This is a genomic window from Thalassoglobus polymorphus, from assembly GCF_007744255.1.
GTDB classification, from domain to species: Bacteria; Planctomycetota; Planctomycetia; order Planctomycetales; family Planctomycetaceae; genus Thalassoglobus; species Thalassoglobus polymorphus.
In genome coordinates this window covers 1373969-1400816 of record NZ_CP036267.1, presented here as the reverse complement: position 1 = coordinate 1400816, position 26848 = coordinate 1373969, and the positions used below count along the sequence as shown (strand labels likewise).

The following is a 26848-nucleotide window of genomic DNA, read 5'->3' as shown; positions in this document are numbered from 1 at the left end:
TTCACGGGCATGTGAAACATTGAAAATGCTCTATTTCAACGTGATGGCGATTCATCACGAAGATGGAGATCAGTCTTCAACACCGTCAGCTTTGCCGGTGTCGAATCAATCGAACTGGCTGGACTCACATGAATGGTCCAGTGGGCTGCATTGGCTGCGATAGAGGCATTCGTCACACGTCCACAATAAATCGGGACCGAGGTTGGCGAAACCAGAGTATCCGTATAGACGAGATCGCCCACCGCAACGGGTTCTGTTCCGACCACTTCGATCATTTCGCAACCGTTGCCTGTCCCTTTCAGAATTCCTCGTGCTCCCATTACCGTTCCAAATTCAGAAGAACGGACGAGCCGCACCGCAGTTCGGAAGTCAGGATCAGTCACCGGTTGAACAAGCGTCGTCCACTTCCCCACCTGGACGGTCCGGCCAAAAAGAGATTTCCCCAATGAAACAAGCTGATCAGCTGACAGCCCTGCCAAAGCCCCTTGGTCAACCAGCAACCCGGCGCCGTCCAGAACAAGTTCATTTTCAGCGATCCCTTCACGTTCCCCTAGAGAAACGAGCAACCGCAACGCTCCCTGTAATTCATTTCCGCGCGAGCCAATCACATTCGTTGTCACCGCGATTGTTTTTCGGAGCGGGAGAGTTTCTGAGAACTCAGGTCCGCCAGGAAATGAGTTCAAAAGTGCGTTTTGTTCTCGCAAGGTCGCAATCATCGTTGCCAGATCGCGGTTTTGCTGTTCGAGCGAGCGTAACTGTTGTACGTCGACATTCGTCGCTTGAGAATCCTTCTCGACAGAAACGGATTTCGTTGACCACACTTGCAGTTCATTCAATGTCGTCAACGACCACCCTGCCCCGCTCAGAATGGCACTCGACAATCGATTCGAAAATGTTGCAGGCCCAAAATACAGGAATGCCACAACCAGCAGCCAGCCCAGCCAAATCGAGAACGGAGATTGCCAACGCGAGGCATTCATGGTGACTCAACTTCAATCTTGGTCAAAATGTGCGAACCGAGAATTCTCGATCCCAAATCAAAACCCGACGCCTTCTGTTTGAAAACGACGACGCCAGTGTTGCAGATGGTCCAGGCAGATTGCTGTTCCTCGAGCAACTGTCGTCAACGGTTGAGGATCAACACGGACGGGCACGCCCAAGTGCTCACTGAAGAAAAGGTCGCTGTTCCGTAACAAAGCGCCTCCACCAGTGAGGATAATTCCCGTATCGGCGAGGTCTCCGATCAGTTCGGGATCGCAGACTTCAATAGTTGCTTTGATGTTGTTCACAATTTTCCAGAGGCAATCTTCAACCGCCAGCCGTAACTCTTCACTAGTGATCATCGCTTTGCGTGGAATCCCGCTGATACTATCCAGCCCACGGACTTCTGTTGTTAATTCATTATCCAATGGGTAGGCAGAGCCGATTTCGATTTTCAATTGCTCGGCGGTTGCCATCCCGATCCGCAACGAAAATCGCTGTCGGACGGCATCAACGATTGCTTCATCCATCGCTTCGCCAGCGATGCGACTCGACCGGCTCGCCACGATTTCCCCCAAGCTCAAAATCGCAGCTTCCGTCGTCCCCCCTCCGATGTCACAAATCATACTTGCCAACGGTTCAGAGATCGGGAGCCCTGCTCCGATACTCGCAGCCTTGGCCTTTTCGATAAGATAAATCCGCCCAGCTCCGGCTCGTTCAGCAGAGTTGAAGACCGCGCGTTTTTCTACGGGTGAGATTCCAGAAGGGACTGCGATCACCACACGTGGTCGCAAACCGGCTTTCTGTACGGCAGCCTTTCGAAAGAAATACCGGAGCATCTGCTCACACAACTGAAAGTCGGTAATGACTCCATGCCGTACCGGTTTGACTGCCTCAATCGACCCGGGCGTTCGCCCAATCATCTGCTTTGCCAACTTCCCGACAGCGGCTCCCCGACCGAGAATTTGACGCGACTTCTTTTCCAAAGCGACCACTGTCGGCTCATCAACGACCACACCCTCTCCACGAACGGTGATCAGTGTATTCACCGTCCCGAGGTCAATCCCGAGATCGGGACAAAACCAGTCTCGCAGCCTGTTCAGCATCCTTGCTTGAAGTCCATCCCTAGTAAATTTTGGTCAATCCGATCTGAACTGAGAGGAGCATCCATTGCTCGACCGGCAATTTGTACCGGTATTCAGCAGCTCAGAGCAAGATGAGATCAAGCATCCGCCCCCCTTGACACTCAGAATGATGCACCTGTTGCTCACTCAACACAAACAAAACAGCCACAACCCTTTTGAATTCAAACACTTACAAAGAACACAACTGCTAAAAGTGGAGCGTGACAAGCAGAAAAACAACCTGTACAACTTGGCAGCCACCTCAAATTTGACTGGGCAAAGAATCATAAAATCCATCCCGACCCCAATTTCGAGGTTCCTTCGAACTGGTGTTCGGGTTCTGCCTCGGGGCGAACAGCAATTTTATTAGAGAAACACATTCAACACGGGCACAGGGCAGAGCAAACTGCTGTAGTCGCCCTCTCAATATTGTTGAAATCGTTGCGATTCACCTGAGCTGCAAGAGTCAGACACTGAAATCAAAGTCAGCAATGAATCTCAACCCACCCACTTGCCACGATCCCAATGCAGAACTAGAATGCGTCCGGTCGCATAGTTCAGTTGGTTAGAATGTCTGTTTTACACACAGAAGGTCTCCGGTTCGAGTCCGGATGCGACCACTTTGCCGTTCCTTGTGAACGGCATTTTTTATGGAATATTCAATATTGCATAAACATTCTTGAGATCTGTTTCTGTCTTGGGCTTAGAGCAGTTTGCTCTCCCGTGTGCCCGTGAAGTACGCGTTTCACTAGAACCAGTCCGAAAACCTCTGGAATCATCGCTTTTCTCAACGTTTGAGAGAGCAATTTCAAGTTTCAGGACCAGTTCTAGCAAAAATGCTGTTCGCCACGAGGCAGATCCTGCAAACCAATTCGAAAGATGCTCTAGATTTGACGGGGCGGCAAAAAGGAAGTCTTTGCTGGTATGAAAACATTTTGGTTGCGGATTTTTCTCACACGATTTCCGATTCCATTGTTGCACAGTTGGACGCTAAGAAGCATGATGAGACTGTGTGGCTGGCAGATGCTCGCGCAGACGACCTATTCTACCCAGCTGCCGAGCGATAGGCGGCAACGCGGCGGATGTTCAGACCGAGAGCGCGCAAGGTTGCCACATAGGTGATGTTACCCATTCGTCGAACTCGCAATCGAGCCATGCCCATCTGGTATTTGAACCGTGACATGGTTGCTTCAACTCCAGCTCGCCATCGATAGCGGTCGCGAAATTCGTCCCCTCTTTCCCTCAATCTGCGTAGTCGAAGACGCACGCGATCGTGTGTGTATTGATAGCGTGCTGAATGGCGTCCCACTGATGCTGCTGGACACCGATCCTTGTGAGGACAGCCTTCACATGTCTCCTTCGAAAAAATAACCTGGAGACGAACTCCAGAAACGCTTGTCTCTGATGGCTGCTGTCCTGTGGGACAGCATGTGATGCATCCTTCTTCATCGACCTCAAAGTCTTCAAGCGTGAACTTGCCCTGCAACTTTCCCTTGGGCGTCTGCGCCGGCGAGACGATTTCAACATCGCGCTCACATCCGTTTTCGATACACTCAGTCGATCCATAGTGCGAGTCGGCAAGAAGCGTCTGCGGCTTGATACCACGTTGCTCAGTGTCATTGAACGCAGGAGGCAGAGCGTCTTTATCGTGCATCGTTAACGGATCGACAGCCACGTGAGTGATCAGATCAGGTTTGGGCGTGTTTGAGACATCCGGCTCCTCGGAATCTTCTTCATACGTTTCCATAATCTGCACGAGATAACCTGTGCCACGATGTTTGTTGTAGCGGGCATCGGGATCAGCGGGATTGATCACCCCATCACATTCCGTTTTACTTGGTGGCCGCACTGTGACGGACTCTGCAGCGGAATCAGAAACCTCACACTGCTCGTGAAAGATTTGTTGCAGTAACTGGAAGCTTTCCAAATTCGAACATTCCGCATTTTGAAAGAGCCCGATGAGCTTAAAGACATCTTCGGCAGCTTCCGTGATCCGCTTTTTGGATTCACTGGGCCGTGTGTCGCCAAAGCAACCGTCACCTGTTCGAGTGACATACTTACGAATCATTTCTGGATCGACCAACGAATATTGCTCAGGATGCATTCGTTTTAGCTCTCGCAGAAACTTGCTCGTTGCCTCGACCAAAATTCCCAGCCTCGTTAATCCACGAATGGCTGATCGCACCGCTGTTGAATCAAGACGTTGCTTGCTTGTATCGACGCCAATCTCCTCAATGAGTTTGTCTGTCAGCGTGCGGAAAAGAACTTGATCAAAGCCAGCATCCAGTACTTTCTTGCGATAGTTGCGAAGTGTTCGCTCGCAGAGGTAGGCGTCAGAATCTTGTCTGATATCCAACGCGTAATGCCAAGCGATATTCAACGCGATCGCTTCGGTGGTTTGCTGATCGGTGAAATCATGGAGTTGCTGAAGAATCAATGCCCCCAGGGCGACGTAGAGATCCTTCGTCGGACGCCCAAAATCATCACGGAATTCGGCAGCAAGCTCACGGACGGGAAGCTGCTTCAGCAAATAGTCCCTGAAAACTCCGGCCCAACTCCGATCAAGAAGACGTCTTCGTTTGAGCCCTAGATATTCCCAAGGATCAAACAGATCACCGCTGTGATGGTCGCGTAGAGTAAGCATGTCGCGAATTTACCGCGAAACCAAATCGACACAACTCCAACCACCAGACTTTTTGCCGCCCCGTCTAGATTTGAGTCTGCTTCTGTGTTCTCTGGCTTCGCCCTGCTCTTTTCTTGGATTGCGCCCGACATTGCCGTGACAGTGTTTGCCGTGACAGGGTGGCGTCGACAGTGTGGCGTCGACAGTGTGGCGTCGACAGGCACTTTGGGAATTCTGAACGCGTTCTGGCCTTATGGTGAGTTGTCTATGGAGTCATTGAATTCAACTTCATGGGCACAACGCACGACAAGCATTCAAAATAGGAAAAAAAGAAAGCCCGGACCTTTTGGCCGGGCTTTCTTGAGTTGGAATCGAATGGGATGAAATGGAGTGATCAGGGAGGTGACTCCCATCGCCCCTTACTTCCCAAAGTCACCGGGGTTTCCGAACAAGCCGCCACCGCTATCGCTGCCGGTTCCGCCTTTGAGGGGACCTTTGCGTTTGCGTTCGTACTTTTCAACTTCTGGCTCGGCTGGTCTGTCGACAGGCTCTGGTTTCGCTTTGAGAGCTTTCATCGACAAGCTGATTCGCTTTTTGCCGGGATCGACTTCAAGAACCTGAACTTCGATCATGTCTCCGACGTTAAGCACTTCAGTGACACGTTTCACCCGGCGGTGCTCAAGCTCACTGATATGAACAAGACCTTCGATACCGGGTTCGAGTTCGACGAAAGCGCCAAAGGTTTCAGTTTTGGTCACTCGACCAGTGACGTTTGAACCTTTTTCGTATTTCGACTCCGCAACTTTCCATGGGTTTTGCGTAAGTTGACGCATCCCCAAGCTGATCTTGTCTTTCTCACGATCGATGCTGAGAACTTTGACTTCGATCTCCTGACCTTCGGAAATCACTTCCGATGGATGACCGATGCGAATCCAGCTGATCTGTGAAATCGGGAGGAAGCCATCAGTCCCTCCGAGGTCGACGAACGCACCGTAGTCTTTAATTGTTTTGATGACCCCGGTGCGAACCTGGTCAGGCTTCAGTTCTTCCATCAACTGTTTTTTGGCGTCGGCTCGGCGAGCGTTCAAGACTTTGCGACGACTGAGGACGAGATTCTTCTTCGCTGGCTTCAGCTCGGTGATTTCTGCAGTCACCTTTTTACCAACGTAGACTTCCATATCCTCGACGAAGCCAAGATCGATCTGGCTGGCTGGGATAAAACCTCTCAGGCTGCCGACGGTCACTTCCAGACCACCTTTGTTGGTTTTCTTGACCAGGGCTTCGACCATTTGCCCTTTTTGCAAGTAATCCCAATCGGAACTTTGGACTGCGGCTGCGACTCCACCGGGGAGTCGAGTCAGAATCAACCCTTCCTCCTCGCTGACTTGTTCGAAGAGCACTTCCAGAGTTTCGCCAGACTTCGGTGGGCCTTTGCTGCCGAATGTTTTGAGCGGAACGACACCGCTGAGGCGCATTCCGAAATCGAGGAACACATTGTCGCCACTCACTGACTGGACGACCCCGCTTAGCTTTTGCCCGGGCTCCAGATCATCTGGATCGAGCTTCTGCTGAGGGATTTCCTCACCTTCTGCTTGCGTTTCTGCTCCACCCATCGCCTGTTCGATAGCTGCTTCAATTGAAGAATCAACGCTCGATTTTCCCGGGGCACCGGTTTCGGTGGTTGAAGTCGAATCTGCAGTGGTCGAGGATGTTGACTCCCCGCCACTGAGAGCTTTCGCAACTTCGGCTTCGATCTCATCATCGTTGGCACCGGGAAGTTCGATCGGCCCCTCTGAAACGGGCGGGACGAAACCGGCTTCTCCCCCCAGCGATGGAACTGGGCGTGCATCGAGTGGAGTGGTTGTCGGATTGAGCTTGAGCTTGGAAGTCTCACCTTTTGGTGAATCAGCTTCCGGTGCTGGTGTCCCCTCAGCCGGAGCACTGCTCGCTTCCGCTTCTGCAGCTGGTGCTGCCTGCGGAGCCTCTGCCGGACTTTCTGAACCTGAAGCCTGCGGGCTCTCTGCGACAGGAGCAGTGGCAGCGACCTCGGGTTCTGCTGGCTTTGCTGTTTCCGTGACAGGAGTTTCCGTGACAGGAGTTTCCGCAGGAGTGGACTCAGTCGCAACTGGGTCAGTGAGAACTGACTCGGTTGCAGGGGTGTCTTGAATAGGGGACGCCACTTGAGCCTCATCTTGAGGGGAATCTGATTTGGGGGAATCAGATTGAGGGGCACTCTTATCCGTGCTCATTCCGTAAACCTAAAACATTCGTGAGATGAGGAGATGGGAGACTACGCTTCGTCACCGAAGCGATCCAGGATTGATTCAACTCCTCGGCTCGAATCAACTGGACAAAAAATGGTCTTGTCACATTTATTATGATCGCTGTGATCGCTCACAGTGATGACTGTTGTGATTGTCAATTATTTAGTAGCGAATCTGCAAGTGATTCGGGCTGCTCTCTCGTGAAATTTACAGATCATTAATGTCTGTTCTGAAACGCTTTATACCGAGAATACAGGTTTTAGCAAACGTAGTGAGTTTGCGTGGCGTTGCTTCATCATCACAAGTCGTCAAGAGTTGTCCATTCCTTACAGTTTGTTGAGGGAATTATTCAATCCCTGGGCAACTTCTCCTCTTGTGCCAGAAATTAGTGTAAATTGAGATGTATGGTGAACTCAATCTCAGTAACCCTCACAAGCCGATTGAAATCGTTGTGATTCACTCGAGTTGCAGCCGTTTGGCTTACTTTTGTTGGTAGAGATGCGTTTTTTCGTGACCGTAAAAACGTCTTTCGCCAAAGAAATTCCGGTCATTCAAGAGATCAAATCAGTTCCATCGCCTTCATGATGGGACTGAGCCAGACCATCAATCATTAAACGAGATGAACATCGGACAGGAGAGTTTTGGATGTCTTTGGAATTGTCGACGTGCCTGGTCACTGGTGGCGCAGGGTTTATCGGTTCGCATATTGCCACAGAGTTAGTTGAACAGGGTTGTACCGTTCGGGTTTTGGACAACCTTTCCACCGGGCATCTGAAGAACATTGCTCACCTGGAAGGCAAATTGACATTCATCGAAGGAAATGTCAGCGATGCGGAAACCGTCCGAAAGGCTGTTGAGGGGGTCGACACCGTCTTTCACCAAGCTGCTTTACCTTCAGTCCCAGTGAGCATCGAAAATCCGATGGCGACTCACGATGCGTGTGTCACTGGAGCGATCAACGTTTTGAATGAATGTCGCCTGGCGGGTGTGCGGCGTGTGGTGTATGCCGGTTCGAGCAGTGCCTATGGCGACAATCCGGAGATGCCAAAACGTGAGAGCATGACTCCGGAAGTCCTGTCTCCTTATGCAGCTGCTAAGCTCGCCACAGAATACTATTGCGAAGCCTTTGCCCACTCGTACGAAATGGAGGTCGTGCGTCTGCGATACTTCAACGTCTTCGGTCCACGCCAGGATCCGAAAAGCCCCTATTCTGCTGTGATTCCTCTGTTTGCTGCTGCCTTGCTTGAAGGTCGTCGCCCAAAGATCTTTGGGACTGGTGAACAATCACGTGACTTTGTGTATGTCGGAAATGTCGTCCATGCCAATCTACTGGCAGCGACGACACCGGGTGTCTCTGGCCGAGTCTTCAACGTTGCGTCTGGGGCGTCGATTACAGTTTTAGATTTGCTGCACGCAATCTGTAAGGGACTCGACAAACCATTCGACCCGGATTTCCAGCCAGTTCGCCAAGGTGATGTCCTTCACTCATGGGCTGACATTTCTGAAATCAAGAAAGACTTGGGCTACACCACAAAGTTCAGCTTCGAAGAGGGGCTGCAAGAAACATTGAAATTTTATTGTGCAGAACAGGCTGAGCGAGAAGTTTCTCGCGCCTGATTTTCTTTCCAAAAACTGCAAGAGACTGAATTCATCATAGCATGGAACGCAAGTTCCCGGGGGTTGTCGAGTGTCATCCGAGACAGAACAGAAAAGTGATTCCGAGGCAGAATTCGATTTTGCCCCTTTCGGGTTTATGAGCGGAAACTCCGCCAGTTCGCGAGCCAGTATCGATATTGGGCGTTTTCTACTCTCCATCTGGAAGCCGTTGATCCTCGGAGGTTGCCTGGGTGGAATGGCGGGCATCGGAATGTACCTGTTCTTAGGGCCGATCTATTCAGCCAATACGCAAGTGCTCGTCTCAAAGAAAGCCTCAGTTCCGATCAACGATGGTGAAGCCAATCGCTTTGGAGATCGTGGTGATCATGTCGAGCTCATTAAAAGCGACTTGATCATCGAGCCAGCGTTTAAGAAGCACGGCTTGAATAGTGTTCCCGCTTTGGCGACAGCATACGACCCATATAAAAACATCCGCGAAGGGATGGCGGTTTCGCGAAGTGCCGGACAGGAGAACTCTTTCGATAACGTCTTTGACATTTCGTTCGATCACCCGGACAAGGAGATTGCGAAAACGGTTGTTCAGGCGATTGTTGAGTCTTATCGAGATTACCTTCACGAAACACGCGATGAAAACTCGCGACAGATGTACGACACATTACTCAATCGCCAGAAAAAGTTATCTGACGAAATCGCCAAGCTGGAAAAAGATTATCGTGAGTTCCGAGTCTCGGCCCCGGTATTTCTGAAAGCATCGCCCATCGTAGGGGCCAACGGTGTTCCTGTTCCGCCGCAAAGCCGCTACGAAGCAGAGCTGTCCTCGATTGAAGAGGAACAAAACGAAGGGCAGATTAAGCAATCCGGGATTGAAGCGAAACTTTCGGAACTCAAGCGACGCCGGGAACGTGGTGACTCGCGCGAGTCTCTCGAGTTCTGGGTGACCTATTCACTTTCAACCGGCACGGGAGCCGGCAAGAGCGCATCTTCAGGAGGTGGAGCAGGTGCACTCTCGGGGCCACCGGAAAAGGCGGCACTGGATCAACAGTTTTTAACCGCACGCTTGCTTGAACAGGGACTGCTGCACTCTCTCGGTGCGGACCATACCGATGTTCGCAACGTTCGTCGGCAAATCGACACGATTCTGAACTCGTATGCTCAACAGGGACTGACGCCCCCGGCGTATCAACGTTCGAGCAACAATCCTGCCGATGCGAGAAACCACGAAGGCATGGACCTGATTTCAGTCTACGAAGAGACTCTCAAAAGTCAGCTTGAAGAATTGAAAAGCATCGCAAAGAATCTGGATATCATGCGTGAAGACGCAGAAAAGAAAGCGAAAGATGCGGAGCTGTACCAGGTTGAAGACCAGCGTTTGAAAGATGACTTGAGCATCAAGAAAGCTCAACTCTCGCAAGTCTTCAATCAAATCGCCACGTACGACGTTTCCAAAGAACAAGAAGGCTATCGCATGAAACAAATCGCTCAAGTGCGGATTGAGCGGTCGCTGAAACGTGTGATTAAGATTGTGGGGATGTTTGGATTCCTGGGCATTGGTCTCGTCTTTATTCTCTCATATTTCCGAGAGTGGATGGACACGCGGATCAAGAACGTGGACGAGCTCTGTAAACTTTCGGAGACGACATTGCTCGGCTCGATCCCGAAGTTTGCCACCACACCTGATTCTGAACGACTCGCCAAAGAGACCGGACTAACGTCTGCCCTCGTCTTCTTGCATCGTCCGGGATCGCGAGAAGCGGAAGCGTTCCGAACGATTCGCACAACGCTGTTTCATGGTCTCCGAAACAACGAGAAAGTGCTGCAAATTACAAGTGCAGAACCGGGTGATGGAAAGAGTACTATTGCGGTCAACACTGCTCTGGCAATGGCTCAGGCGGGGAAACGTGTCCTGCTGATCGATTGCGATCTGAGGCGCCCCACGCTGCACCACCTGCTCGGACTTCCACAGGAAATCGGCTTCACCGATGTTCTGCTGAATGAAATTCAATGGCAGAATGCCATTCGAGAAACTCCGTCGGAAAACCTCTCTGTCATCACTGCCGGGTTGTGTCCGGAGAATCCAGCAGAGATTCTTTCTCAAGTCAACCTGCCTGCCCTGTTGAATGAGATGCGTAGCGAATATGACTTTATCATCCTTGATTCGCCGCCAGTTCTGGCTGTCAGCGACCCAGCGATTCTCTCCCCTCATGTCGATGGAATTTCATTAGTTGCACGTCTGAAGAAAAACAAACGTGCCGCGATTGTTAGAGCGATGGAGACCTTGCGAGTCCACGGCGCGAATGTCCATGGACTGATTGCTAATGGACTCGACATGGAATCAGCTTCGGAGTCCGGATACGGTTACGAATCGTACGGAAGCTACTACAACGAAGATGAATCCCCAAAAGCACCACAGAATCCATCACAACGGCCTCGACCAGCGGAGCCAACGGAAATCATTAAGACTTAAAACGAACTTGAGAACTCATTCCTCTGCCTGTAAAGCCTCTCTTGCGCAGGAAGATTGGCTACGCAGGGAGATTGGCTACGCACTGATCGCCATGACGTGAGAGCGATGTCACCACTTCCCATGCCGATCAATTCAAGCAGGTCAGCAGACCGGGAGAATGTGAGAGTAAGAAAGAGGCCGGAAGAACCTGGCAGCGAGCAACTGCCGGAGACTCAGAGAAGAGAGATCAAGTCACCGTTTTGTCTTCTGAACCGGACTTCAGAATCTTGTCACCAAATGGATCTGCAGCCTTACAGGGATCGAAGCCTGGGTTTTTCGCATTCAAATCCGTGACGTTGTTGTAGATTCGCTCACACATACTTTTAAAGAGTGCGAGATCTTCCACTGACAACCCCTGGACAGCTTGCTCTCTCATAGCATATTGAATCGAAGCAACCCGCTTCCAAAGCTTTTCAGCTTTGGCTGTGGGGTGAATCGTGTTTTTGCGACGGTCATCAGGGCAGTTCCGCCGTGTGAGAAGCCCAGCTTTTTCCATTCTGGTCAGTACGCCAGCCAAAGTGTTTGCTTCAATTCCAAGTTGATCGGCAATTGTCGACTGACACCCATTGCCGCTTGCGGAAAGCCAGGCTAGGACCTCCCACTGGCGCATGGTGATTCCCTCTCTTGCCAAGTGCGAGTCCAGCGCCTTCCGAAGGGCGTGCGACGTAGTGCAAACCCAGTACCCAATACTGTTCTCCCAGTCGTATTTCAGCATCGACGTAATCTCGCGAACGGCATGACAACAACCGCTCTGGTTATCGTTGTGATGTGGAAATTGGAAATTCTCCCTAATGAACCATACACTCGCTTCGATCCTTATCGTACGTCAAAAGCCCGACATCTTGCAAGCTGATATCTCTTAGAACCAGACCGAAAACCTCTGGAATCACCGCATTCTTTACCCCTTGAGAGAGCAAATTCAGGTTTCAGAATCAGTACCAAGGTGTCCCAGTAAGTCGTGAGCGAGAGCCCTGCACTTTCAAGGAAGCAACGAATCTTTTTGATTTCACGGCATCATGTACGGTAAGTGCGAGTGAATTCATTTAGGATGGAGGGAAGTCTCACCTCCACGAGGCAAGTTGTCGGACCTGACGTAATGTTTTGTTACGTGAAAATCCTCTTGCTTCGAGAGAGAACTGGACACACGTTCCGAGAAACGTGTCGCAACAGCGTGAAAGCAATATTGACCTCGCATCTCCCTGGCTGACATGACAGATACAGAATCCCACGAACGGACACCAAATCGACTGATCGACGAGACCAGTCCATACCTCCTCCAGCATGCATACAACCCGGTAGACTGGCATCCCTGGGGAGAGGAAGCATTCGAAAAAGCTCGTGTTGAGGACAAACCGATCTTCCTGTCGGTGGGCTACAGCGCCTGTCACTGGTGTCATGTTATGGAACATGAAAGCTTTGAAAGTGAGGCGATCGCACAACTTCTCAACGAAAACTACATTTCAATCAAAGTCGACCGCGAAGAACGCCCTGACGTCGATCAAATTTATATGTCGGCTGTGCAATTGATCACGAAACGGGGCGGCTGGCCGATGTCTGTTTTCATGACAGCTGACGGAAAGCCGTTTTACGGTGGAACCTATTGGCCGCCGACGTCGCGAATGGGGATGCCTGGATTTCAGGACATTTTACTGAAGCTGACAGACTACTGGCAGAACAAACGTGATGAAGTTGTCACGAGCGCCGATCAGCTCGTCGAGGCGATCCAAGGAATGGCGGCCCCAGTTTTTGACTCAGCTCAACTCAATGTCGAGACGTTGCAATCCGCGATGAAGTCTATCATCGCTGTCGCGGACATGAAGCATGGGGGACTGGGGGGAGCTCCGAAGTTCCCGCATCCTATGGACTTGCGTGCATTGCTGCGGCTGGGAAAACGCTTCGACTCTCAGGAAGCGATCGATGTCGTTTCTCTCACACTGAAAAAGATGCTTCATGGCGGGATTTATGACCAGATCGGTGGAGGGTTTCACCGGTATTCAACCGATGCACATTGGTTAGTCCCGCACTTTGAAAAGATGTTGTACGACAACGCTCTGCTCGTCCCCGCATACCTGGAAGCTTGGCAATTTACAGGCGAAAACGAATTCCACAGAGCAGTCGTAGAGACTCTCGACTATGTTCTTGAAGAGATGACGTCGGAGAATGGGGCATTCTACAGCACTCAAGACGCAGACTCAGAAGGTGTCGAAGGAAAATTTTTCGTTTGGGATCAGGCGGAACTTGTCGATGCACTCGGGGAAGAACGAGCACGTATCTTCAATGCCGTTTACGACGTCAGCCGATCGGGGAATTGGGAAGGTCAGAACATCCTGAATCGCCCAAAGTCACTGGAACAGGTCGCAACCGAATTGGAGGTCGGTCTCGAAGAAATCGAGGAGACCATCACATCTGCAAAGAAAGAGCTGTACAAACTTCGAAAACAGCGAATCGCCCCCGGACGGGATGAGAAAATTCTGGTCTCCTGGAACGGAATGATGATCGCAGCGATGGCGCAGGCGGCCTTCGTCCTGGACGATGAGAAATACCTCAACGCCGCACGAAATGCTGCAAACTTCATACTTTCGAAGATTCATGATGCAAACGGCAATCTTGTTCACAGCTACAAAGATGGCCGGGCTCGCTTTCAGGCTTACCTTGATGATTACGCCAGTTTTATTGAAGGTCTACTGGAACTTTTCCATGCCAGTGGCGAAGAGCAATGGCTCGAACAGGCCGTGAAATACTCTGAAAAGATGATCGAGACATTCTGGGACGAAGAGCATGGCGGTTTTTACTACACAGCGAATGACCACGAGTCTCTGATTGCTCGAACCAAGGACTACCAAGATAATGCTGTCCCCTCCGGGAATGGAGTGGCAGCTACTGTCCTCGCTAAACTGGGGCGACTCTGCGAGCGGTCCGAACTGGAAACATTAGCAGTACGGACAATCGATTCCTTCAGCGGTCTCATTCAGGAACACCCCCGAGCATGCGGCCAAGGCTTAATTGCGGTCGACTTCTTACTCGGTCCAAGTCGAGAAGTTGTGGTCATTCAAGGTGAAAACTCGCAGGCAAGCGAGGAAATGCTCACTCATCTTCGACGAACGTTTCTTCCAAACGGATTAATTGCCATTTCACAGGAAAATCAACCTGGGGAACTGACTCGCTCTATGTTTGAAGGGAAAGACCTGGATGTCAGCCGGGTCTATTTGTGTGACCGTGGGACGTGTCATGTTCCGGCTGAATCAGTTGAGCAACTCAAAACGCAACTCTGTGCACTCGATTCGGAGGAGTGTTAAGATTTCGTGACGATATTTACTTGTGAATTCCGACACGGATGACAGAGAGATCAATTTATACGAAGATGGCCGCTCATTTCCGGAACTTTGGGCAGTCAGAATTTTTGCTATCCCTCCTGGTCATTATTATCGTTGTAAATTGACCAGCTGAAAAAGTTGAGCAACATGCGACATCTTAAAATTTTTAATGTAGAGAAGCTGGGCGATATCCTGATTGTAACTCCGATGGGTGAAGGGAGTGCGTTCCGGTATCAGGATTTGCACCTTGAATCAAATGTGATTCGGCAGCAAATGATGAAGCCGGAAAACAAGCACCTCATCATGAATCTCGCTCAACTGACCTATTTCGGTTCTGAGTTCATCGGTTCGCTGGTCTCAATGATGCGCGAAACCCGAGCTCGTGGCGGGCAAGCTCGTTTCTGCAACGCCAATGATCAAATGAAGCAAGTTCTGCAGAACATGAGCTTATTCAAGCTCTGGCCACACTTTGACTCGATTGAAGAAGCTCTGGAGAATGTCAAAGAGACTGCGAAATAGGCAGGCTGCGTAAAGTCTCCTGCTTGTTCTACTTCACTTAGCACCATCGTTCTCCATTCGCCTCGATTGACTAGAGCAGTTTGCTCTACCGTGTGCCCGTGAAGAGCGCGTTTCTCTAGTAAAAATGCTGTTCGCCACGAGGCAGATCCTGCAAACCAAGTCGAATGATGCTCCAGATGAGGCGATAGCCATGAATAAGGAGCATTAACGGAGCGGCACTCACTTATCCAGCGTAGCGATTCAACGTATCGACCTACCAGAAAAAGAGATACGACATATCATCGAACTGCTGAAGCCTTTGCCGAACTTCGGTGGCCGGACTGAAGCTCAACGGATAAAGGTTCCGGGATTCTTGGATTCGAGGAGAGTCCTGACGGCTCAGCTGCTCTGACTCAAGTTCTTTCCCTGTGTGGACGATTTGAGCAGAGACGAAAAAAGTGGGGAAAGGACTTCCCGATCTCAATCGACAGGAATGGAGTCTCGATGTCGCAGCCGGCGGATCAAAAGAAGTTTCACCTTGGCTTTCTGTGGGTGGTTCAAACCGATCTCGGGTACGTCGGTGGCTTGCTGGTCACCAATCAACTCGGGAGACCGCTTGAATTCCAGTGTACGACACCGATACGCCCGAACAAAACCCAGGAAATTCTCTACGGGCCAACTCTCGAACCGTTCGTCTATTCTGAATTGATCGGAAAGACCCTTTTTGAACGCCTGAAAGTACAGCCCGAGCTGGTCATCATCTGCCAAGATGAACTGATTGAATTAAGAATGGCAATCCCCGTTCCGGTCGGGTGCCTCGTTGCGAAAAGTGACCCGCAGCAGGATCTCCCTGACCAAACCAGGATTCAGCTCGGAATGCAGCAGCTTCGGTTTCATCGAGACTATGCCGGAGATCAGGATCTGCTCGAACAGAAATGCGCGAGGATTTCCTCAGATGCCGACCTTGCTGAGCCGCTCGAACGTGTGAAAGACGCTCTGTTGGAGACTGTCAAATCCAACGCTGTCGCCTGATTCGAAAGTGATTTTCCTTCATGTTCAATAATCACGATCATGTTCAAGAAGAGAGTCCCCAAGCCTCTCCTCAGTCCATGCCGTTCGAGTTTGCTTCCCCGGAGGTGAGTGAGACCGATTTTCAAATGGGGTCTCCTCATTTGCACATCACCGGAATGAATGGAGCATTAAAGCGTCTTCCGCCACTCGATTCGAACTCGGTTCCACTTCTTGATAAAGCTGGCTTCATCCCAGCCTGGAAACCGTTTTGGCCGAAGCTGAACACTTTTGGGCTCACGTTCCCGGATGGGATCGAATTCTTACCAGTCGCAGGAGAGAAGAAGTCCGACGAAAACTTCAAAGAGATCGCAGGGCCGAAAGTTGCGAATCCAGACAAGAGTGCGAAGAAGAGAAAATCGACCCGAATTCAACCGCCGAGTGACGCACTCTCGATTGAAGACCGACTCTTTTATGTTCTTCAACCCCCTTTGGAATCTTGGTTAAAAGGGCAAGAGCTGATCATGCCCTTCGAGCCGTTTCCCTATCAGTACGAGGGAATTGCATGGTTATTTGCTCAGCAGTCGGCACTCCTGGCTGATGAAATGGGCTTGGGCAAAACGATGCAAACGATCACGGCAATTCGCTTGCTGCTTCGAGCCGGTCAAATTCGTCGGGTGTTAATGGTTTGCCCAAAACCGCTGATCCCGAATTGGCAACGCGAATTCAAACTTTGGGCGGAAGAGATTCCGATCACCACTCTGGAAGGTGACATTAATCGCCGCCAAATGATCTGGCAGATGCCCGGCTCAATGGTCTTGCTCGCAAACTACGAAGTCGTCGTCCGCGACTTCATGAACATGCGCGAAGAAGATCATCCCAAGTTTGATATGGTCGTCCTCGATGAAGCACAGCGGATTAAAAACCGGGAGTCCGTGACAGCGAAAATGATTCACTCGATCCCTCGCGATCGGAGCCTCTGTCTGACTGGAACTCCGATTGAAAACCGGGCCGAGGAAATGATTTCACTCTTCCAGTTTATGAACGTTGTTCCGAAACACGCTTCCCCGGATATTCGTCAACTCTCGCAGTTAAGCGAAGAATACATTCTGCGACGAACAAAGGATCTCGTGGCGCAGGATCTTCCTCCACGTATCGACCGTGACGCCATGATCGATCTCGCTCCGGCGCAGGAATACACTTACAAAACTGCCGAAAAGGAAGGTGTGATCCAACTCGATGGGATGGGCGAGTCGATTACGATTCAGCATGTCTTCGAACTTGTGCTGCGTTTGAAGCAGATCTGTAATTCTGACCCGATGACAGGCGATTCCTGCAAGCTCGACCGCTTAGTGGCAGACATGGAAGAAGTGTCCGCCTCGGGAGGCAAGGCGATTCTCTTCAGCCAATGGACAAAGACGCTCGACTGGCTGGCAGAACGGACGAAACAGTTCGGCTGCCTGACATACCACGGTGGAATCCCCACCAAAAAACGCGAGCCGATTCTCGACCAGTTTAAGCACGACCCCAATTGCAATTTGATCTTGATGAGTTACGGCACCGGGGCAGTTGGACTGAACCTGCAATTTGCCGGATATGTCTTTTTGTATGACCGGTGGTGGAACCCTGCAGTTGAAGATCAAGCGATCAACCGGGCACATCGAATTGGAGCCACGGCGTCTCAGATTATCGTGAGCAAATTCATCTGCAAGAACACCATTGAAGAAAGAATCGATAAGGTTTTGCAGGAGAAGCGCGAACTCTTTAAACGCGTTCTGGGCGATGGCGATAATGAAAACAGTTCTCTGAGCTTATCCGCCGGAGAGATCTTCGGTCTCTTCGATCTCAAAGCTCGCAACGGGGACAACAAGTCGAGATCGATCCGCCCAAAACCTCCTCAAAGTGATGCGAACGCTGCATAACGATCTGCAGTTGAGCGTTGAGCAATCGATCAACATTGCTCACGATTCTGAGTCTTGAGTCCCGATTCTGACTGTTCAGGACCGCCGCTGGCTGTCACGATAACGTTTATAAGAGCAGTCTCGTGTTTCTTGTGTCCGCGAACAGAGCGTATTGCCAGGTGATTGGCTGATGGACTTGTGAAAACGTACTTCGCGGACATGATAAGCATTGGAAATGCTCTAGATCCCAATCGAGATCGTGAACCAAAGGTTTGTCATGGCAGAAAGATCAGTTGCACTTATCACCGGCTCAGCGACCGGTGTCGGGCGAGCTTGTGCAGAAAAGTTTGCAGAATTGGGATTTGACGTCGTAGTCAATTACACCAAGAGCGAGGCCGAAGCGAAAGAAACCGTCAAACTCGTCGAAGCTGCCGGTTCGGAAGCACTTCTCATCAAGTGTGATGTCAGCGACGACGAAGCGGTTCGAAACATGATTCAGCAGGTCGACGAACGGTTCGGGTCGCTGGATGTTTTAGTCAACAATGCTGCCTGCACCTTTCCCGTTCCGCATAAGAACCTCGATGAAATGACAGAGGAACGGTGGGACCGGATTCTCAACGTCAACCTCAAAGGACCTTTCTTCGTGACACGTGCGGCTGCCCCGCTCCTGAAGAAAAGTGGCAATGGTGCAGTCGTCAACACGAGCTCTGTCGCAGGAATAGGTGGGGTTGGTTCCTCAATCGCCTATTGCGCCAGCAAAGGGGCTCTCAATACAATGACCAAATCACTCGCGCGAGTGCTTGCTCCCGAGATTCGTGTGAATGCTGTTTGTCCCGGACCGATCGATACACGTTGGTTACGCACTTGGATGACGGAAGAACAGATCGACGAATTCACCGCTGACTATCCGATTCCCCGTTGTTCCACTCCCGAAGATGTCGCAGATACGATTCTCTATTTGGCTGTCGGAACAACCATGACCACCGGTCAGTGCATCGTCCTGGACGGTGGAAGAACAATGTAGGCGAGACTTGCAAGTCACAATACTGTGCAGCATACAACTCAGTGCAGCATACAACTCAGTGCAGCTCACAAACCCGTGCAGCATCGTCGGTTCAACACTCGGGCTTTTGCGCTCGGTCTTCTAACGAAAGATCACCAGACTGAACCGGTTTCGATCAGAGGTCACTTCCAAGAAGATCCATTCGGGACAATCACTTGATTTCGTTTGAATTGAGTTCCTCAAGGTCCGTTGACCATGAAGCCGCTGCGAGATACTCTAACAACCCTCGCGATTTGGGGTGTCCAATCGCATTACCAATCATTGATTAAAAGCAGTTTACAGGCACATGGGGCGTATTGAACGATCACGTGAGTTGGCTCGTCGCCGAACTCGACGTAAAAAACTAAAAAAACTCCGCGAAATGCACGCTGAAGCCAAATCAGACGCGGAAAAGAAAGAAATTGCTGAAAAAGCATACCGAGTCAGCCCGTTTGCGGTTCTCGAGTAATGTCTTTTCAAACTTGTAATGGTAATTGCAACTGTAAGTCAGCTTGAGTCAGCCAGCACACTTGCCGGGCTGCTCACTGCATGTTGATTTGAGTCCCATTCCAAGTTGAAAGCCGCAGTGGTCCTTTCGATACTGTGACTTTCATTTCCAGCTGTGTTTCTCACCAACTCTCGTCGCTGAACGGAGCTTCAGATGTTGCGAATTCTTTATGCTGCGCTCGCATCACTCTCTGTCATCACATCCGGCATGTACAGTTTTGCTGATGACGGTCCTGCTGACGTCGGTGTCTATGAGCTCCGAGTTTACACTTGTGAACCGGGCAAGCTCGATGCGCTTCACAGCCGCTTCAAAGATCACACCATGAGGATTTTTGAAAAGCACGGGATGAAGAATGTTGCTTACTGGGTCCCCAGCGATACTGAAGACGACAAGAATCGCTTGATCTACATTATTCGCCACGAGAGCCGGGATGCCGCCGCAGCTTCCTGGAAGGCGTTCATCGCGGACCCGGAATGGAAAGCGGTTGCCAAGGCGAGTCGTGAGGCTCATGGCAAAATTCTTTCAAAATCGCCGGAATCAACCTACATGACGCTGACGGACTACTCTCCCAAAGTGGGGAAGGCAGACCCGAAAAAGACCTACGAGTTGAGAACCTATGTCACTGAACCGGGGCGGCTTGATGCTTTGAATGCTCGTTTCCGTGACCACACAATGAAAATTTTCTCGCGACACGGGTTGAAATCCTTCGGTTACTGGACTCCGCAAGATGAGCCAGATTCCAAGAACACGCTTATCTATGTCCTGGAGTACGACAACCGAGACGCTGCCAAAGCCGGCTGGAAGAAATTCGGCGCTGACCCAGAATGGAAGAAAGCTCGTGCAGCTTCCGAAAAGGACGGAAAAATCCTCTCACAACGTCCGGCAAGCGTCTACATGGTTCCAACCGCCTACTCTCCAGAGTAATCGCTCTTTCAATGACGCTGCCTCAATATTAGAGCAAATCTAAAACTGATCCTGAAACTTGAATTTGCTCTCTCAAGCATTGAGAAAAGCGACTACCCCAAAGGTTTTCGGACTGATCCTAAAGCATCTTTCGAATTGGTTTGAAGGATCTGCCGCGTGGCATCAGCGTCTGGACTTGCGAAAACATTCTTCGCAGACAAGAGAAGCATTGGAAACGCTCGAGGCGAACTCAGCTCTCGTCCCCGTGATTCTCAGAGCCTTTCTATTGCTCGTCGCTACGCGGTCGCACTCAAGCCTAGTGAAAAAACCCAGTCGCCCCCAGGAGATTCCGTTCCCCTGCGTGGGACGAATGGGTTTGTGGCTGAGAAGGAAGGAGTTCCCAGCCACAAGTTGTGAGCAGCTCGTCATGAGCCACAAGCTCCGATTGCCCAGTAGCAAGCGGAATATGCTGACGTTCATTAATGAACGTCGAAACTTCGATGATTGCATGCCAAATCGTTGATCGATGGCAACGCAAATTGAAAATTGAGAGTTCTGTAGGGAAATGGCGTACGACGGGATAGAACTTGCCCCAGAGCAGACCTTGCCACGAGAAATTCGTTAACGGCTGAGGGCCTGTAGAAATCCAGGACTGTCGTCGATTCTTGCTCATTTTGACCGTCAGGTTGGTATTTCCTAACGAGTCCCCACACAACGGCTAAGGGTATTCAGATTGCCGGTTTCGTCAAGAACAGAACGGGCCAAAATCAATCTTCCCTCCCCCCCGAATGACGCAGGTCTTGCTCCCCGTAGGGATTGGAATTTTCTTCTTTTTTCGAGCTCATTCGGCATGCATCTCGCTCAGCTCACAATTGGCTACATCAAACCTTCTCAATGAGCGACTGATACAACTGATCGTACTCGCGAGCGACACGATCCCACGTAAACTCTTTCACCACAACAGCTTTCGCCTTTTTCGCCATCTCTTGAGCGGTCGTATCGTCTGCCAGAAAGTCCTGCATCGCAGTTCGTAACTCCTTTACAGATCCGGGTTTGACGATACATCCTGACACGCCATTGGTGATGAGATCGGCAACCCCTTCGACGTCCGTTGCGATCACTGGCAATTGCATCAGCATGGCCTGCAACACCACGTTCGGCATTCCCTCCCACAGCGAGGAGAGAACGAACAAGTCGGCCTCGCTCATGAGCTCAGGAATGTCAGGCCGAAAGCCTGTGAGAGTCACTCGATCATACAATGAATATCGCTCAACGAATGCTTCAATGCTGCCCCGCTCTGCCCCCTCTCCCACAATCACCAAATGAGCATCAGTCCACTCTTGCGCGTTCTTCCGAAATGCCTCAAGTAATGTTTTGAATCCTTTCTGGCGATGCAGGCGTCCGACTGCCAGAATCATCCGAGTTTGAGAGCCCAGCCCCAGTTCTTCTCGCAGGCCACCAAAATCTCCCAATTTAATATTTGGGTCAATTCCGTTTGGGATGACTGTGAGTTGCGAAGCTTCAATTCGGAGTTTCTTTAGAAGAAACTGAGCGACACCAGAACTGACGCAGACATGGTGCTGGACCAACTTTTTCGTCAGCCGATCAATCCAGAGATGCCATCTCTTCTCACGCTCTGCGACTCGATGCCCAGCAAGTCGAATCGGAACTTTCGCCCGACTCCCTGCAATTCGGCTGACAATATTTCCGTGGAACAGGAACCCTTGCACAATTTCAGGTGAGAATTTTCGCAGTTCGGCTTCTAACCAGCGAAAAACTTTGAGATCACGGCGACTCTTGGCTCCGAAGCATTTTACGGGAACCCCCTGCTCTTCAAACCGGCTCACCAGTCCCCCCCCCGAGGAGAGACAATAGACTTGAGGAGTCCACTTGGTTCGATCCAGACGCGAGACAATGTGAAACAACGCCCATTCTGCTCCGCCGGGGTCAAGTTCGGTAATGCAAAAAGCGATCCGAACGGGACTTGTTTCCCGCGGATGGAATTCGTCTTTTTCTAGGAGTTCATCTTTGAACATGGAACCGAAAATACCGAAAGTTGACTATCATGAATAAAAGGGATGACTGTGAACAAGCTTACGGAATGGTTGAGACCGAGGAGTTGAAATGATTCTGACAGGAGCTTCAGCGATTGTCACCGGTGGGGCAGTACGAATTGGTCGAGAGATCGGTCGCCACCTCGCACAAGTTGGGGTCAACGTGTGCGTTCACTATGGATCATCTCAAACCGAAGCAGACTCAGCGGTCGCAGAATTTGAAGCGCTCGGAGTTCGAGCAACTTCCGTCTCCGCGAACTTTGCAGAACCCGTTACTGCAGCGAATCAGGTTGTTGAGCACGCAACTCGCGAACTCGGTCCCATCTCCATCTTGATCAACTCTGCGGCGATTTTTGAATCCGGAACGCTCAGCGATACGGACGAGCAATCCTGGGATCGCCACATGAATATCAACCTCAAGGCGCCGTTCTTTGTCACTCAGGCTTTTCAACAGCAACTCAACGGACAAAGCGGTGCGGTGGTGAACATTGTTGACTGGCGTGGCGAAAAACCGGTCCCCGGTCAGGTGGCCTATACGATTTCAAAGGCGGGGTTGATTGCACAAACGAAACTTTTAGCACAAGAACTTGGCCCGCAGATTCGAGTCAACGGGATTGCTCCTGGGGCGATCTTGCCCGCTCCGGGAGAATCCGAGCTGGACTTTCAACAGAAGGCCAGCCTGAATCCGCTACAAACGACCGGTTCTCCTTCGCAAATTGCTGAGGCAACCCTGTACTTGTTGCTCTCTGAATTTGTCACAGGCGAAATCCTGCATGTGACCGGCGGACAGCAACTCAGTTAAGAGACAAACGTTTCATTATGGTATTTCTGAGCGAGAGCACTAAGATTCATTTGGACGATTGTGTCCAGATTAGACAGCCTCTGGATGAAGATGAATCAATCCAGAGGAAGTCGTGCGTCGCTCAAATGACAATTTCGGAAAACTGAATGTCTGACTTTATTGAAATCAAAGACCTGCTCGTGCGGACGATTATTGGGATCAATCCCGATGAACGAAAAAACCGGCAGGACGTTGTGATCAACCTGAAGTTCCAGGTTGATATCCGTCCCGCAGGAGCCTCTGACGACATCGAAGACGCGGTGAATTACCGCACGATTTGCAAATCTGTGATTGCATTTGTGGAAGAATCCAAGTTTCAACTCGTCGAGAAGCTGGCTGAGGAAGTGGCCCGGCTCTGCCTGAAAGATGAACGAATTGAGAGAGTTTGGGTGAGCATCGAGAAACCGGGGGCGCTCAGATTTTCTCGCACGGTCGGAGTGACAATCGAGCGATCTCAGACTCCCGAAGTTGAGTAGCAAGAACGAAACCTTGCTGATCGACAAGGGTTTACCATTAGGGTCCTTGATCCAAGTGAAGAACCTGCACAGCAAATACATTTCAGTCTCGCTGGAACGAGAACATGGCTGAACAAGTTGCAACGTCTGTGATTATCGCCCTGGGTTCGAATATCGATCCCGAAAAAAATCTCCCCGCAGCTGTTCGCTTTATTGCTCAAAATCTGAGACTGACAGTCTTGAAAGTTTCCTCAGTCTACGAATCTGCCCCTCTCGGTTTTCTCGATCAAGCTCCATTCTGCAACGCCGCGATTCTCGTCAAAACAGCACTCGCTGCGCGTCCACTCAAATTTGATGTGCTCCGGTCTCTTGAAGAAAAACTGGGGCGAGTGCGTGACCCCGCGAACAAAAATGGGCCTCGGACGATTGACCTCGACATTGGTTTGTACGGTGCACTGACATTCGCTTCGGAAGATCTTGTGATTCCTGATCCAGAAATCTCCGAGCGGGCTTTTCTATCGATTCCATTTGCGGAAGTCGCTCCGGAATTCGTGCACCCAGTTCTCGAAGTCTCACTTCAAAAGCTTGCTCAGCAGGCTGCCGGCATTGAGACACTCAAGTTACGTTCAGACATTTCACTTCAAAGAACTCTTGAAGCCGTTTCCATTCCATCCACAACGCCCTACGATTGAAAACGGCCGCCCTCTTCCGCACAATACAGGTTGTGGGTCAATTCAACTTCTGGGCTATTTTCAACCAGAACCCTTTCGAGGTTAAGAATGTCATTTTCAAATCAGCTGATACCATTTATGAGTCTCGCTTTAACCTTGGGGCTCTCGTTCCCCACCTTTGCTGAAGATGCAGCCAAGGAAGCGAAGACAGTTGAAACCGTCGAAGTCAAAGCGTCTGACCTGACTCTCGCCATCCCCAAAACCTGGAAACAGCAGCAACCTTCCAACAACTTGCGACTGGCTCAATTTGTTGTCCCCGCTGCGAAAGAAGGGGGAGAGCCTGCTGAGTTAGTCATTTCTGGACCTTTTGGTGGAAGCGCCGCTCAAAACATTCAACGCTGGATCGGCCAGTTCCGTCAAGAAGGCCGGCAAATCAAAATGACTCAGGGTGAGTCGAAGCACGGGAAATACATTCTCGTTGACTTGACCGGAACATATAACCGTTCAATCGGCCCTCCGTTCCAACGGAAAAGTGAAGCTGTCGAAAACTATCGCGTTATCAACGTCATGCTGGCTGCGCCTGAAGGCCGAACAGGAAGTTACTTCCTGAAGCTGACAGGAGAAAAAGCCACAGTCGAAGCGGCGGAAGAGCAGATTCGAGCAGTCTTTGGAGCGAACATGAAGGATGAAAAACCTTACGAGCTGTAATTCTCGCACCGTAATGTTTCACTTTCGCAGTAACTCGTTGGACTTGAACGAGTTGCGGAGATTCCATTTTCATTGAATAATGATTGCCGATCGTTTTGGAATCCGTTATCCTCCTCGCTTCGAGATTTTCATCGAAATGAGATTGTCCGTGCCGAATTGAGAGTTGATCGTTCACCTGTTTGGACGATCAATCTATTTCGAGGCATGATATGACCTTGGTCAGCACTCAAGGTTCCAACTTAAAAAGAATTGACGGTAAAACAATGAAAGACGGCATCCATCCTGACTATCACCCGGTTGTGTTTCACGACATCGGTGCAGACTACAAGTTTCTGACACGCTCAACGATGACGTCAAAGGAAACAATCAAGTGGGAAGACGGCGAAGAGTACCCACTCGTGACAGTTGATATCAGTTCGGTATCACATCCTTTCTACACCGGAAAGATGAAGTACGTCGATTCAGCTGGTCGCGTCGAAAAGTTCCAAAAGAAATACGGCTGGGGCAAAAAAGACGGCGAGTAACATTTTCGTCATTGATTACTTCACAGGACGCACTCCTCGGCTTGAGTGCGTCCTGTCGTTTTATCTCGCCTTCGTCTTTGATTGCTAACTCTCTGAATCCACATTTGGATCTGCTGACTCATGTTTCTTCCTATCTTCGAAAGTCCGTTCCTCTAGCTGAGTTCATCTTGAAGCCTGCCAACTTCCTTCAAGCTCCCTCGCAACTCTGCACGAAATCAGGAACGATAACATGTATCCAAGTCTGGAAACGAAACTGGCACGCTATCTTGAGCTGGAGCAACAGCTCATGGATCCTGCTGTCCTGTCGAACCCAACTGTCATGGTGGAGGTTCAAAGAGAATATGGCGGCCTCAAAAAGGTTGCGGATGCGGTTTTACAGCACCGGAGTCTCGTCGAAAACATCGAGGCTGCCAAGGAAATGCTCGAAGCTGAAGATGACGCAGAATCTCGAGAATACGCTCAGTCAGAACTTGACGAGTTACAAAGTCATCTCACGAAACTCGAAGAAGAGCTTGAAGAAATCGTCGTCGCAGGAGATTCAATCACCCGTGGGGGGTTGATTATGGAAATCCGCGCAGGAGCGGGCGGCGACGAAGCCGCTCTGTTCGCGGGTAATCTGTTCGACATGTATTCGCGCTATGCAGAGATCCAGGGCTGGAAAATCGAGTTGATGGATGTCTCTCGGTCAGATATCGGCGGGTATAAAGAAATCGTATTCTCCGTGACAGGAGAAGGTGCGTTCCATCAGCTACAATTCGAAAGTGGTGGTCACCGAGTTCAGCGTGTTCCGGAAACAGAAACTCAGGGTCGTATCCACACCAGTGCTGCAACAGTCGCTGTGATGCCAGAAGTCTCCGCAGTGGAGCTTGAAATCCGCGACGAAGACCTTCAGATCGACACCATGCGGGCTGGTGGTCCTGGGGGACAGAAAGTGAATAAAACGGAAAGTGCTGTCCGCATCACACACATTCCGACCGGCGTTGTCGTAAAGTGTCAGGACGAGAAAAGCCAGCACAAAAACAAAGCGAGTGCGATGCGTGTTTTGCGCAGTCGGATTCTCGAAGAAAAAGAGCGCCAGGCGAACGAAGAACGAGCTGAAGAACGTCGAACGCTAATTGGAAGCGGAGACAGAAGCTCACGAATCCGAACTTACAACTACCCCGATGGGCGAGTGACCGACCACCGCATCGGATTAACGATCTACAAGCTCGATCAGATTCTTCAGGGTAACCTGGATGAAATGGTGAATGCCATGCTCGAGTTTGACCGTCAGGAAAAACTTAAACGTAAAGTACTTTGATTTCGAATA

22 protein-coding genes and 1 tRNA gene are annotated in these 26848 nt (G+C 50.6%); 17 read left to right on the top strand and 6 right to left on the bottom strand.

The features are described from left to right. Nucleotides 1–35: 35 nt before the first annotated feature. Nucleotides 36–980: a rod shape-determining protein MreC gene (locus Mal48_RS05200; protein WP_145196807.1), complete on the bottom strand. Its 945-nt coding sequence runs from the start codon at nt 978–980 to the stop codon at nt 36–38. A 57-nt stretch (nt 981–1037) separates the two neighbouring features. After that, complete coding sequence (gene mreB, locus Mal48_RS05195) at nt 1038–2087, bottom strand: rod shape-determining protein (protein WP_145196805.1); 1050 nt, start codon at nt 2085–2087, stop codon at nt 1038–1040. Nucleotides 2088–2651: 564 nt separating this feature from the next. Between mreB and Mal48_RS05190 the strand changes: the two genes are divergently transcribed. Next, a tRNA-Val gene (locus Mal48_RS05190) sits at nt 2652–2725 on the top strand. A gap of 425 nt (nt 2726–3150) precedes the next feature. On the opposite strand, the gene Mal48_RS05185 is transcribed toward Mal48_RS05190, so the two are convergent. Further along, entirely contained in the window at nt 3151–4749 is a 1599-nt protein-coding gene (locus Mal48_RS05185; RefSeq protein WP_145196549.1) for a transposase, read from the bottom strand. Nucleotides 4750–5147: 398 nt separating this feature from the next. Beyond that, the gene (locus Mal48_RS05180; protein WP_145196803.1) at nt 5148–6977 is read right to left on the bottom strand and encodes a 30S ribosomal protein S1; all 1830 of its coding nucleotides are present in this window, start codon (nt 6975–6977) and stop codon (nt 5148–5150) included. A 660-nt stretch (nt 6978–7637) separates the two neighbouring features. Between Mal48_RS05180 and Mal48_RS05175 the strand changes: the two genes are divergently transcribed. Both Mal48_RS05175 and Mal48_RS05170 read left to right on the top strand, forming a co-directional pair. After that, the gene (locus Mal48_RS05175; protein WP_145196801.1) at nt 7638–8609 is read left to right on the top strand and encodes an SDR family oxidoreductase; all 972 of its coding nucleotides are present in this window, start codon (nt 7638–7640) and stop codon (nt 8607–8609) included. Between the two features lie 70 nt (nt 8610–8679). Beyond that, a complete protein-coding gene (locus Mal48_RS05170; RefSeq protein ID WP_145196799.1) occupies nt 8680–11073 on the top strand; it encodes a polysaccharide biosynthesis tyrosine autokinase in 2394 nt (797 codons plus the stop codon). A gap of 226 nt (nt 11074–11299) precedes the next feature. On the opposite strand, the gene Mal48_RS05165 is transcribed toward Mal48_RS05170, so the two are convergent. Continuing rightward, on the bottom strand, nt 11300–11722 hold the full coding sequence (locus tag Mal48_RS05165; RefSeq protein ID WP_197442070.1) for a MarR family winged helix-turn-helix transcriptional regulator: 423 nt from the start codon (nt 11720–11722) through the stop codon (nt 11300–11302). Nucleotides 11723–12320: 598 nt separating this feature from the next. Here Mal48_RS05165 and Mal48_RS05160 point away from each other — a divergent pair. The 8 genes from Mal48_RS05160 to Mal48_RS05130 all read left to right on the top strand — a co-directional run bounded on the left by Mal48_RS05160 (nt 12321) and on the right by Mal48_RS05130 (nt 20703). Then, complete coding sequence (locus Mal48_RS05160) at nt 12321–14408, top strand: thioredoxin domain-containing protein (RefSeq protein ID WP_145196795.1); 2088 nt, start codon at nt 12321–12323, stop codon at nt 14406–14408. Between the two features lie 165 nt (nt 14409–14573). Beyond that, entirely contained in the window at nt 14574–14945 is a 372-nt protein-coding gene (locus Mal48_RS05155; protein ID WP_145196793.1) for an STAS domain-containing protein, read from the top strand. Between the two features lie 483 nt (nt 14946–15428). Further along, on the top strand, nt 15429–15956 hold the full coding sequence (locus Mal48_RS05150) for a hypothetical protein (RefSeq protein ID WP_145196791.1): 528 nt from the start codon (nt 15429–15431) through the stop codon (nt 15954–15956). Nucleotides 15957–15976: 20 nt separating this feature from the next. Further along, a complete protein-coding gene (locus tag Mal48_RS05145) occupies nt 15977–17854 on the top strand; it encodes a DEAD/DEAH box helicase (RefSeq protein WP_145196788.1) in 1878 nt (625 codons plus the stop codon). Between the two features lie 256 nt (nt 17855–18110). Beyond that, nucleotides 18111–18857, top strand: a complete 747-nt coding sequence (locus tag Mal48_RS05140) for an SDR family NAD(P)-dependent oxidoreductase (RefSeq protein ID WP_145196786.1) — start codon at nt 18111–18113, stop codon at nt 18855–18857. A 325-nt stretch (nt 18858–19182) separates the two neighbouring features. Next, a complete protein-coding gene (locus Mal48_RS23150) occupies nt 19183–19344 on the top strand; it encodes a DUF6800 family protein (RefSeq protein ID WP_197442069.1) in 162 nt (53 codons plus the stop codon). Nucleotides 19345–19536: 192 nt separating this feature from the next. Further along, entirely contained in the window at nt 19537–20307 is a 771-nt protein-coding gene (locus Mal48_RS23145) for an NIPSNAP family protein (RefSeq protein ID WP_197442068.1), read from the top strand. A 156-nt stretch (nt 20308–20463) separates the two neighbouring features. Beyond that, the gene (locus Mal48_RS05130) at nt 20464–20703 is read left to right on the top strand and encodes a hypothetical protein (protein ID WP_145196784.1); all 240 of its coding nucleotides are present in this window, start codon (nt 20464–20466) and stop codon (nt 20701–20703) included. A gap of 464 nt (nt 20704–21167) precedes the next feature. Here the strand turns inward: Mal48_RS05130 and Mal48_RS05125 are convergent, their stop codons facing one another. Then, entirely contained in the window at nt 21168–22322 is a 1155-nt protein-coding gene (locus tag Mal48_RS05125) for a glycosyltransferase (RefSeq protein WP_145196782.1), read from the bottom strand. A gap of 88 nt (nt 22323–22410) precedes the next feature. On the opposite strand from Mal48_RS05125, the gene Mal48_RS05120 reads away from it, so the two are divergent. The 6 genes from Mal48_RS05120 (at nt 22411) to prfA (ending at nt 26839) form a co-directional block, all read left to right on the top strand. Then, on the top strand, nt 22411–23142 hold the full coding sequence (locus Mal48_RS05120; RefSeq protein ID WP_145196780.1) for an SDR family oxidoreductase: 732 nt from the start codon (nt 22411–22413) through the stop codon (nt 23140–23142). Between the two features lie 146 nt (nt 23143–23288). Next, on the top strand, nt 23289–23657 hold the full coding sequence (gene folB, locus Mal48_RS05115; RefSeq protein ID WP_145196778.1) for a dihydroneopterin aldolase: 369 nt from the start codon (nt 23289–23291) through the stop codon (nt 23655–23657). 104 nt (nt 23658–23761) lie between these two features. Then, complete coding sequence (gene folK / locus Mal48_RS05110) at nt 23762–24328, top strand: 2-amino-4-hydroxy-6-hydroxymethyldihydropteridine diphosphokinase (RefSeq protein ID WP_145196776.1); 567 nt, start codon at nt 23762–23764, stop codon at nt 24326–24328. 87 nt (nt 24329–24415) lie between these two features. Beyond that, nucleotides 24416–25015: a hypothetical protein gene (locus tag Mal48_RS05105; protein WP_145196774.1), complete on the top strand. Its 600-nt coding sequence runs from the start codon at nt 24416–24418 to the stop codon at nt 25013–25015. A 263-nt stretch (nt 25016–25278) separates the two neighbouring features. Next, the gene (locus tag Mal48_RS05100; protein ID WP_145196772.1) at nt 25279–25539 is read left to right on the top strand and encodes a type B 50S ribosomal protein L31; all 261 of its coding nucleotides are present in this window, start codon (nt 25279–25281) and stop codon (nt 25537–25539) included. A 229-nt stretch (nt 25540–25768) separates the two neighbouring features. Then, nucleotides 25769–26839: a peptide chain release factor 1 gene (prfA, locus tag Mal48_RS05095; protein ID WP_145196770.1), complete on the top strand. Its 1071-nt coding sequence runs from the start codon at nt 25769–25771 to the stop codon at nt 26837–26839. Nucleotides 26840–26848: the final 9 nt, after the last annotated feature.

Excerpts from the sequence above, each read along its gene's own strand:
- Mal48_RS05200 (WP_145196807.1), bottom strand. The coding sequence starts at position 980 with ATGAATGCCTCGCGTTGGCAATCTCCGTTCTCGATTTGGCTGGGCTGG.
- mreB (WP_145196805.1), bottom strand. The coding sequence starts at position 2,087 with ATGCTGAACAGGCTGCGAGACTGGTTTTGTCCCGATCTCGGGATTGAC.
- Mal48_RS05185 (WP_145196549.1), bottom strand. The coding sequence starts at position 4,749 with ATGCTTACTCTACGCGACCATCACAGCGGTGATCTGTTTGATCCTTGG.
- Mal48_RS05180 (WP_145196803.1), bottom strand. The coding sequence starts at position 6,977 with ATGAGCACGGATAAGAGTGCCCCTCAATCTGATTCCCCCAAATCAGAT.
- Mal48_RS05175 (WP_145196801.1), top strand. The coding sequence starts at position 7,638 with ATGTCTTTGGAATTGTCGACGTGCCTGGTCACTGGTGGCGCAGGGTTT.
- Mal48_RS05165 (WP_197442070.1), bottom strand. The coding sequence starts at position 11,722 with ATGCGCCAGTGGGAGGTCCTAGCCTGGCTTTCCGCAAGCGGCAATGGG.
- Mal48_RS05160 (WP_145196795.1), top strand. The coding sequence starts at position 12,321 with ATGACAGATACAGAATCCCACGAACGGACACCAAATCGACTGATCGAC.
- Mal48_RS05155 (WP_145196793.1), top strand. The coding sequence starts at position 14,574 with ATGCGACATCTTAAAATTTTTAATGTAGAGAAGCTGGGCGATATCCTG.
- Mal48_RS05150 (WP_145196791.1), top strand. The coding sequence starts at position 15,429 with ATGTCGCAGCCGGCGGATCAAAAGAAGTTTCACCTTGGCTTTCTGTGG.
- Mal48_RS05145 (WP_145196788.1), top strand. The coding sequence starts at position 15,977 with ATGTTCAATAATCACGATCATGTTCAAGAAGAGAGTCCCCAAGCCTCT.
- Mal48_RS05140 (WP_145196786.1), top strand. The coding sequence starts at position 18,111 with ATGGCAGAAAGATCAGTTGCACTTATCACCGGCTCAGCGACCGGTGTC.
- Mal48_RS23150 (WP_197442069.1), top strand. The coding sequence starts at position 19,183 with ATGGGGCGTATTGAACGATCACGTGAGTTGGCTCGTCGCCGAACTCGA.
- Mal48_RS23145 (WP_197442068.1), top strand. The coding sequence starts at position 19,537 with ATGTTGCGAATTCTTTATGCTGCGCTCGCATCACTCTCTGTCATCACA.
- Mal48_RS05125 (WP_145196782.1), bottom strand. The coding sequence starts at position 22,322 with ATGTTCAAAGATGAACTCCTAGAAAAAGACGAATTCCATCCGCGGGAA.
- Mal48_RS05120 (WP_145196780.1), top strand. The coding sequence starts at position 22,411 with ATGATTCTGACAGGAGCTTCAGCGATTGTCACCGGTGGGGCAGTACGA.
- folB (WP_145196778.1), top strand. The coding sequence starts at position 23,289 with ATGTCTGACTTTATTGAAATCAAAGACCTGCTCGTGCGGACGATTATT.
- folK (WP_145196776.1), top strand. The coding sequence starts at position 23,762 with ATGGCTGAACAAGTTGCAACGTCTGTGATTATCGCCCTGGGTTCGAAT.
- Mal48_RS05105 (WP_145196774.1), top strand. The coding sequence starts at position 24,416 with ATGTCATTTTCAAATCAGCTGATACCATTTATGAGTCTCGCTTTAACC.
- Mal48_RS05100 (WP_145196772.1), top strand. The coding sequence starts at position 25,279 with ATGAAAGACGGCATCCATCCTGACTATCACCCGGTTGTGTTTCACGAC.
- prfA (WP_145196770.1), top strand. The coding sequence starts at position 25,769 with ATGTATCCAAGTCTGGAAACGAAACTGGCACGCTATCTTGAGCTGGAG.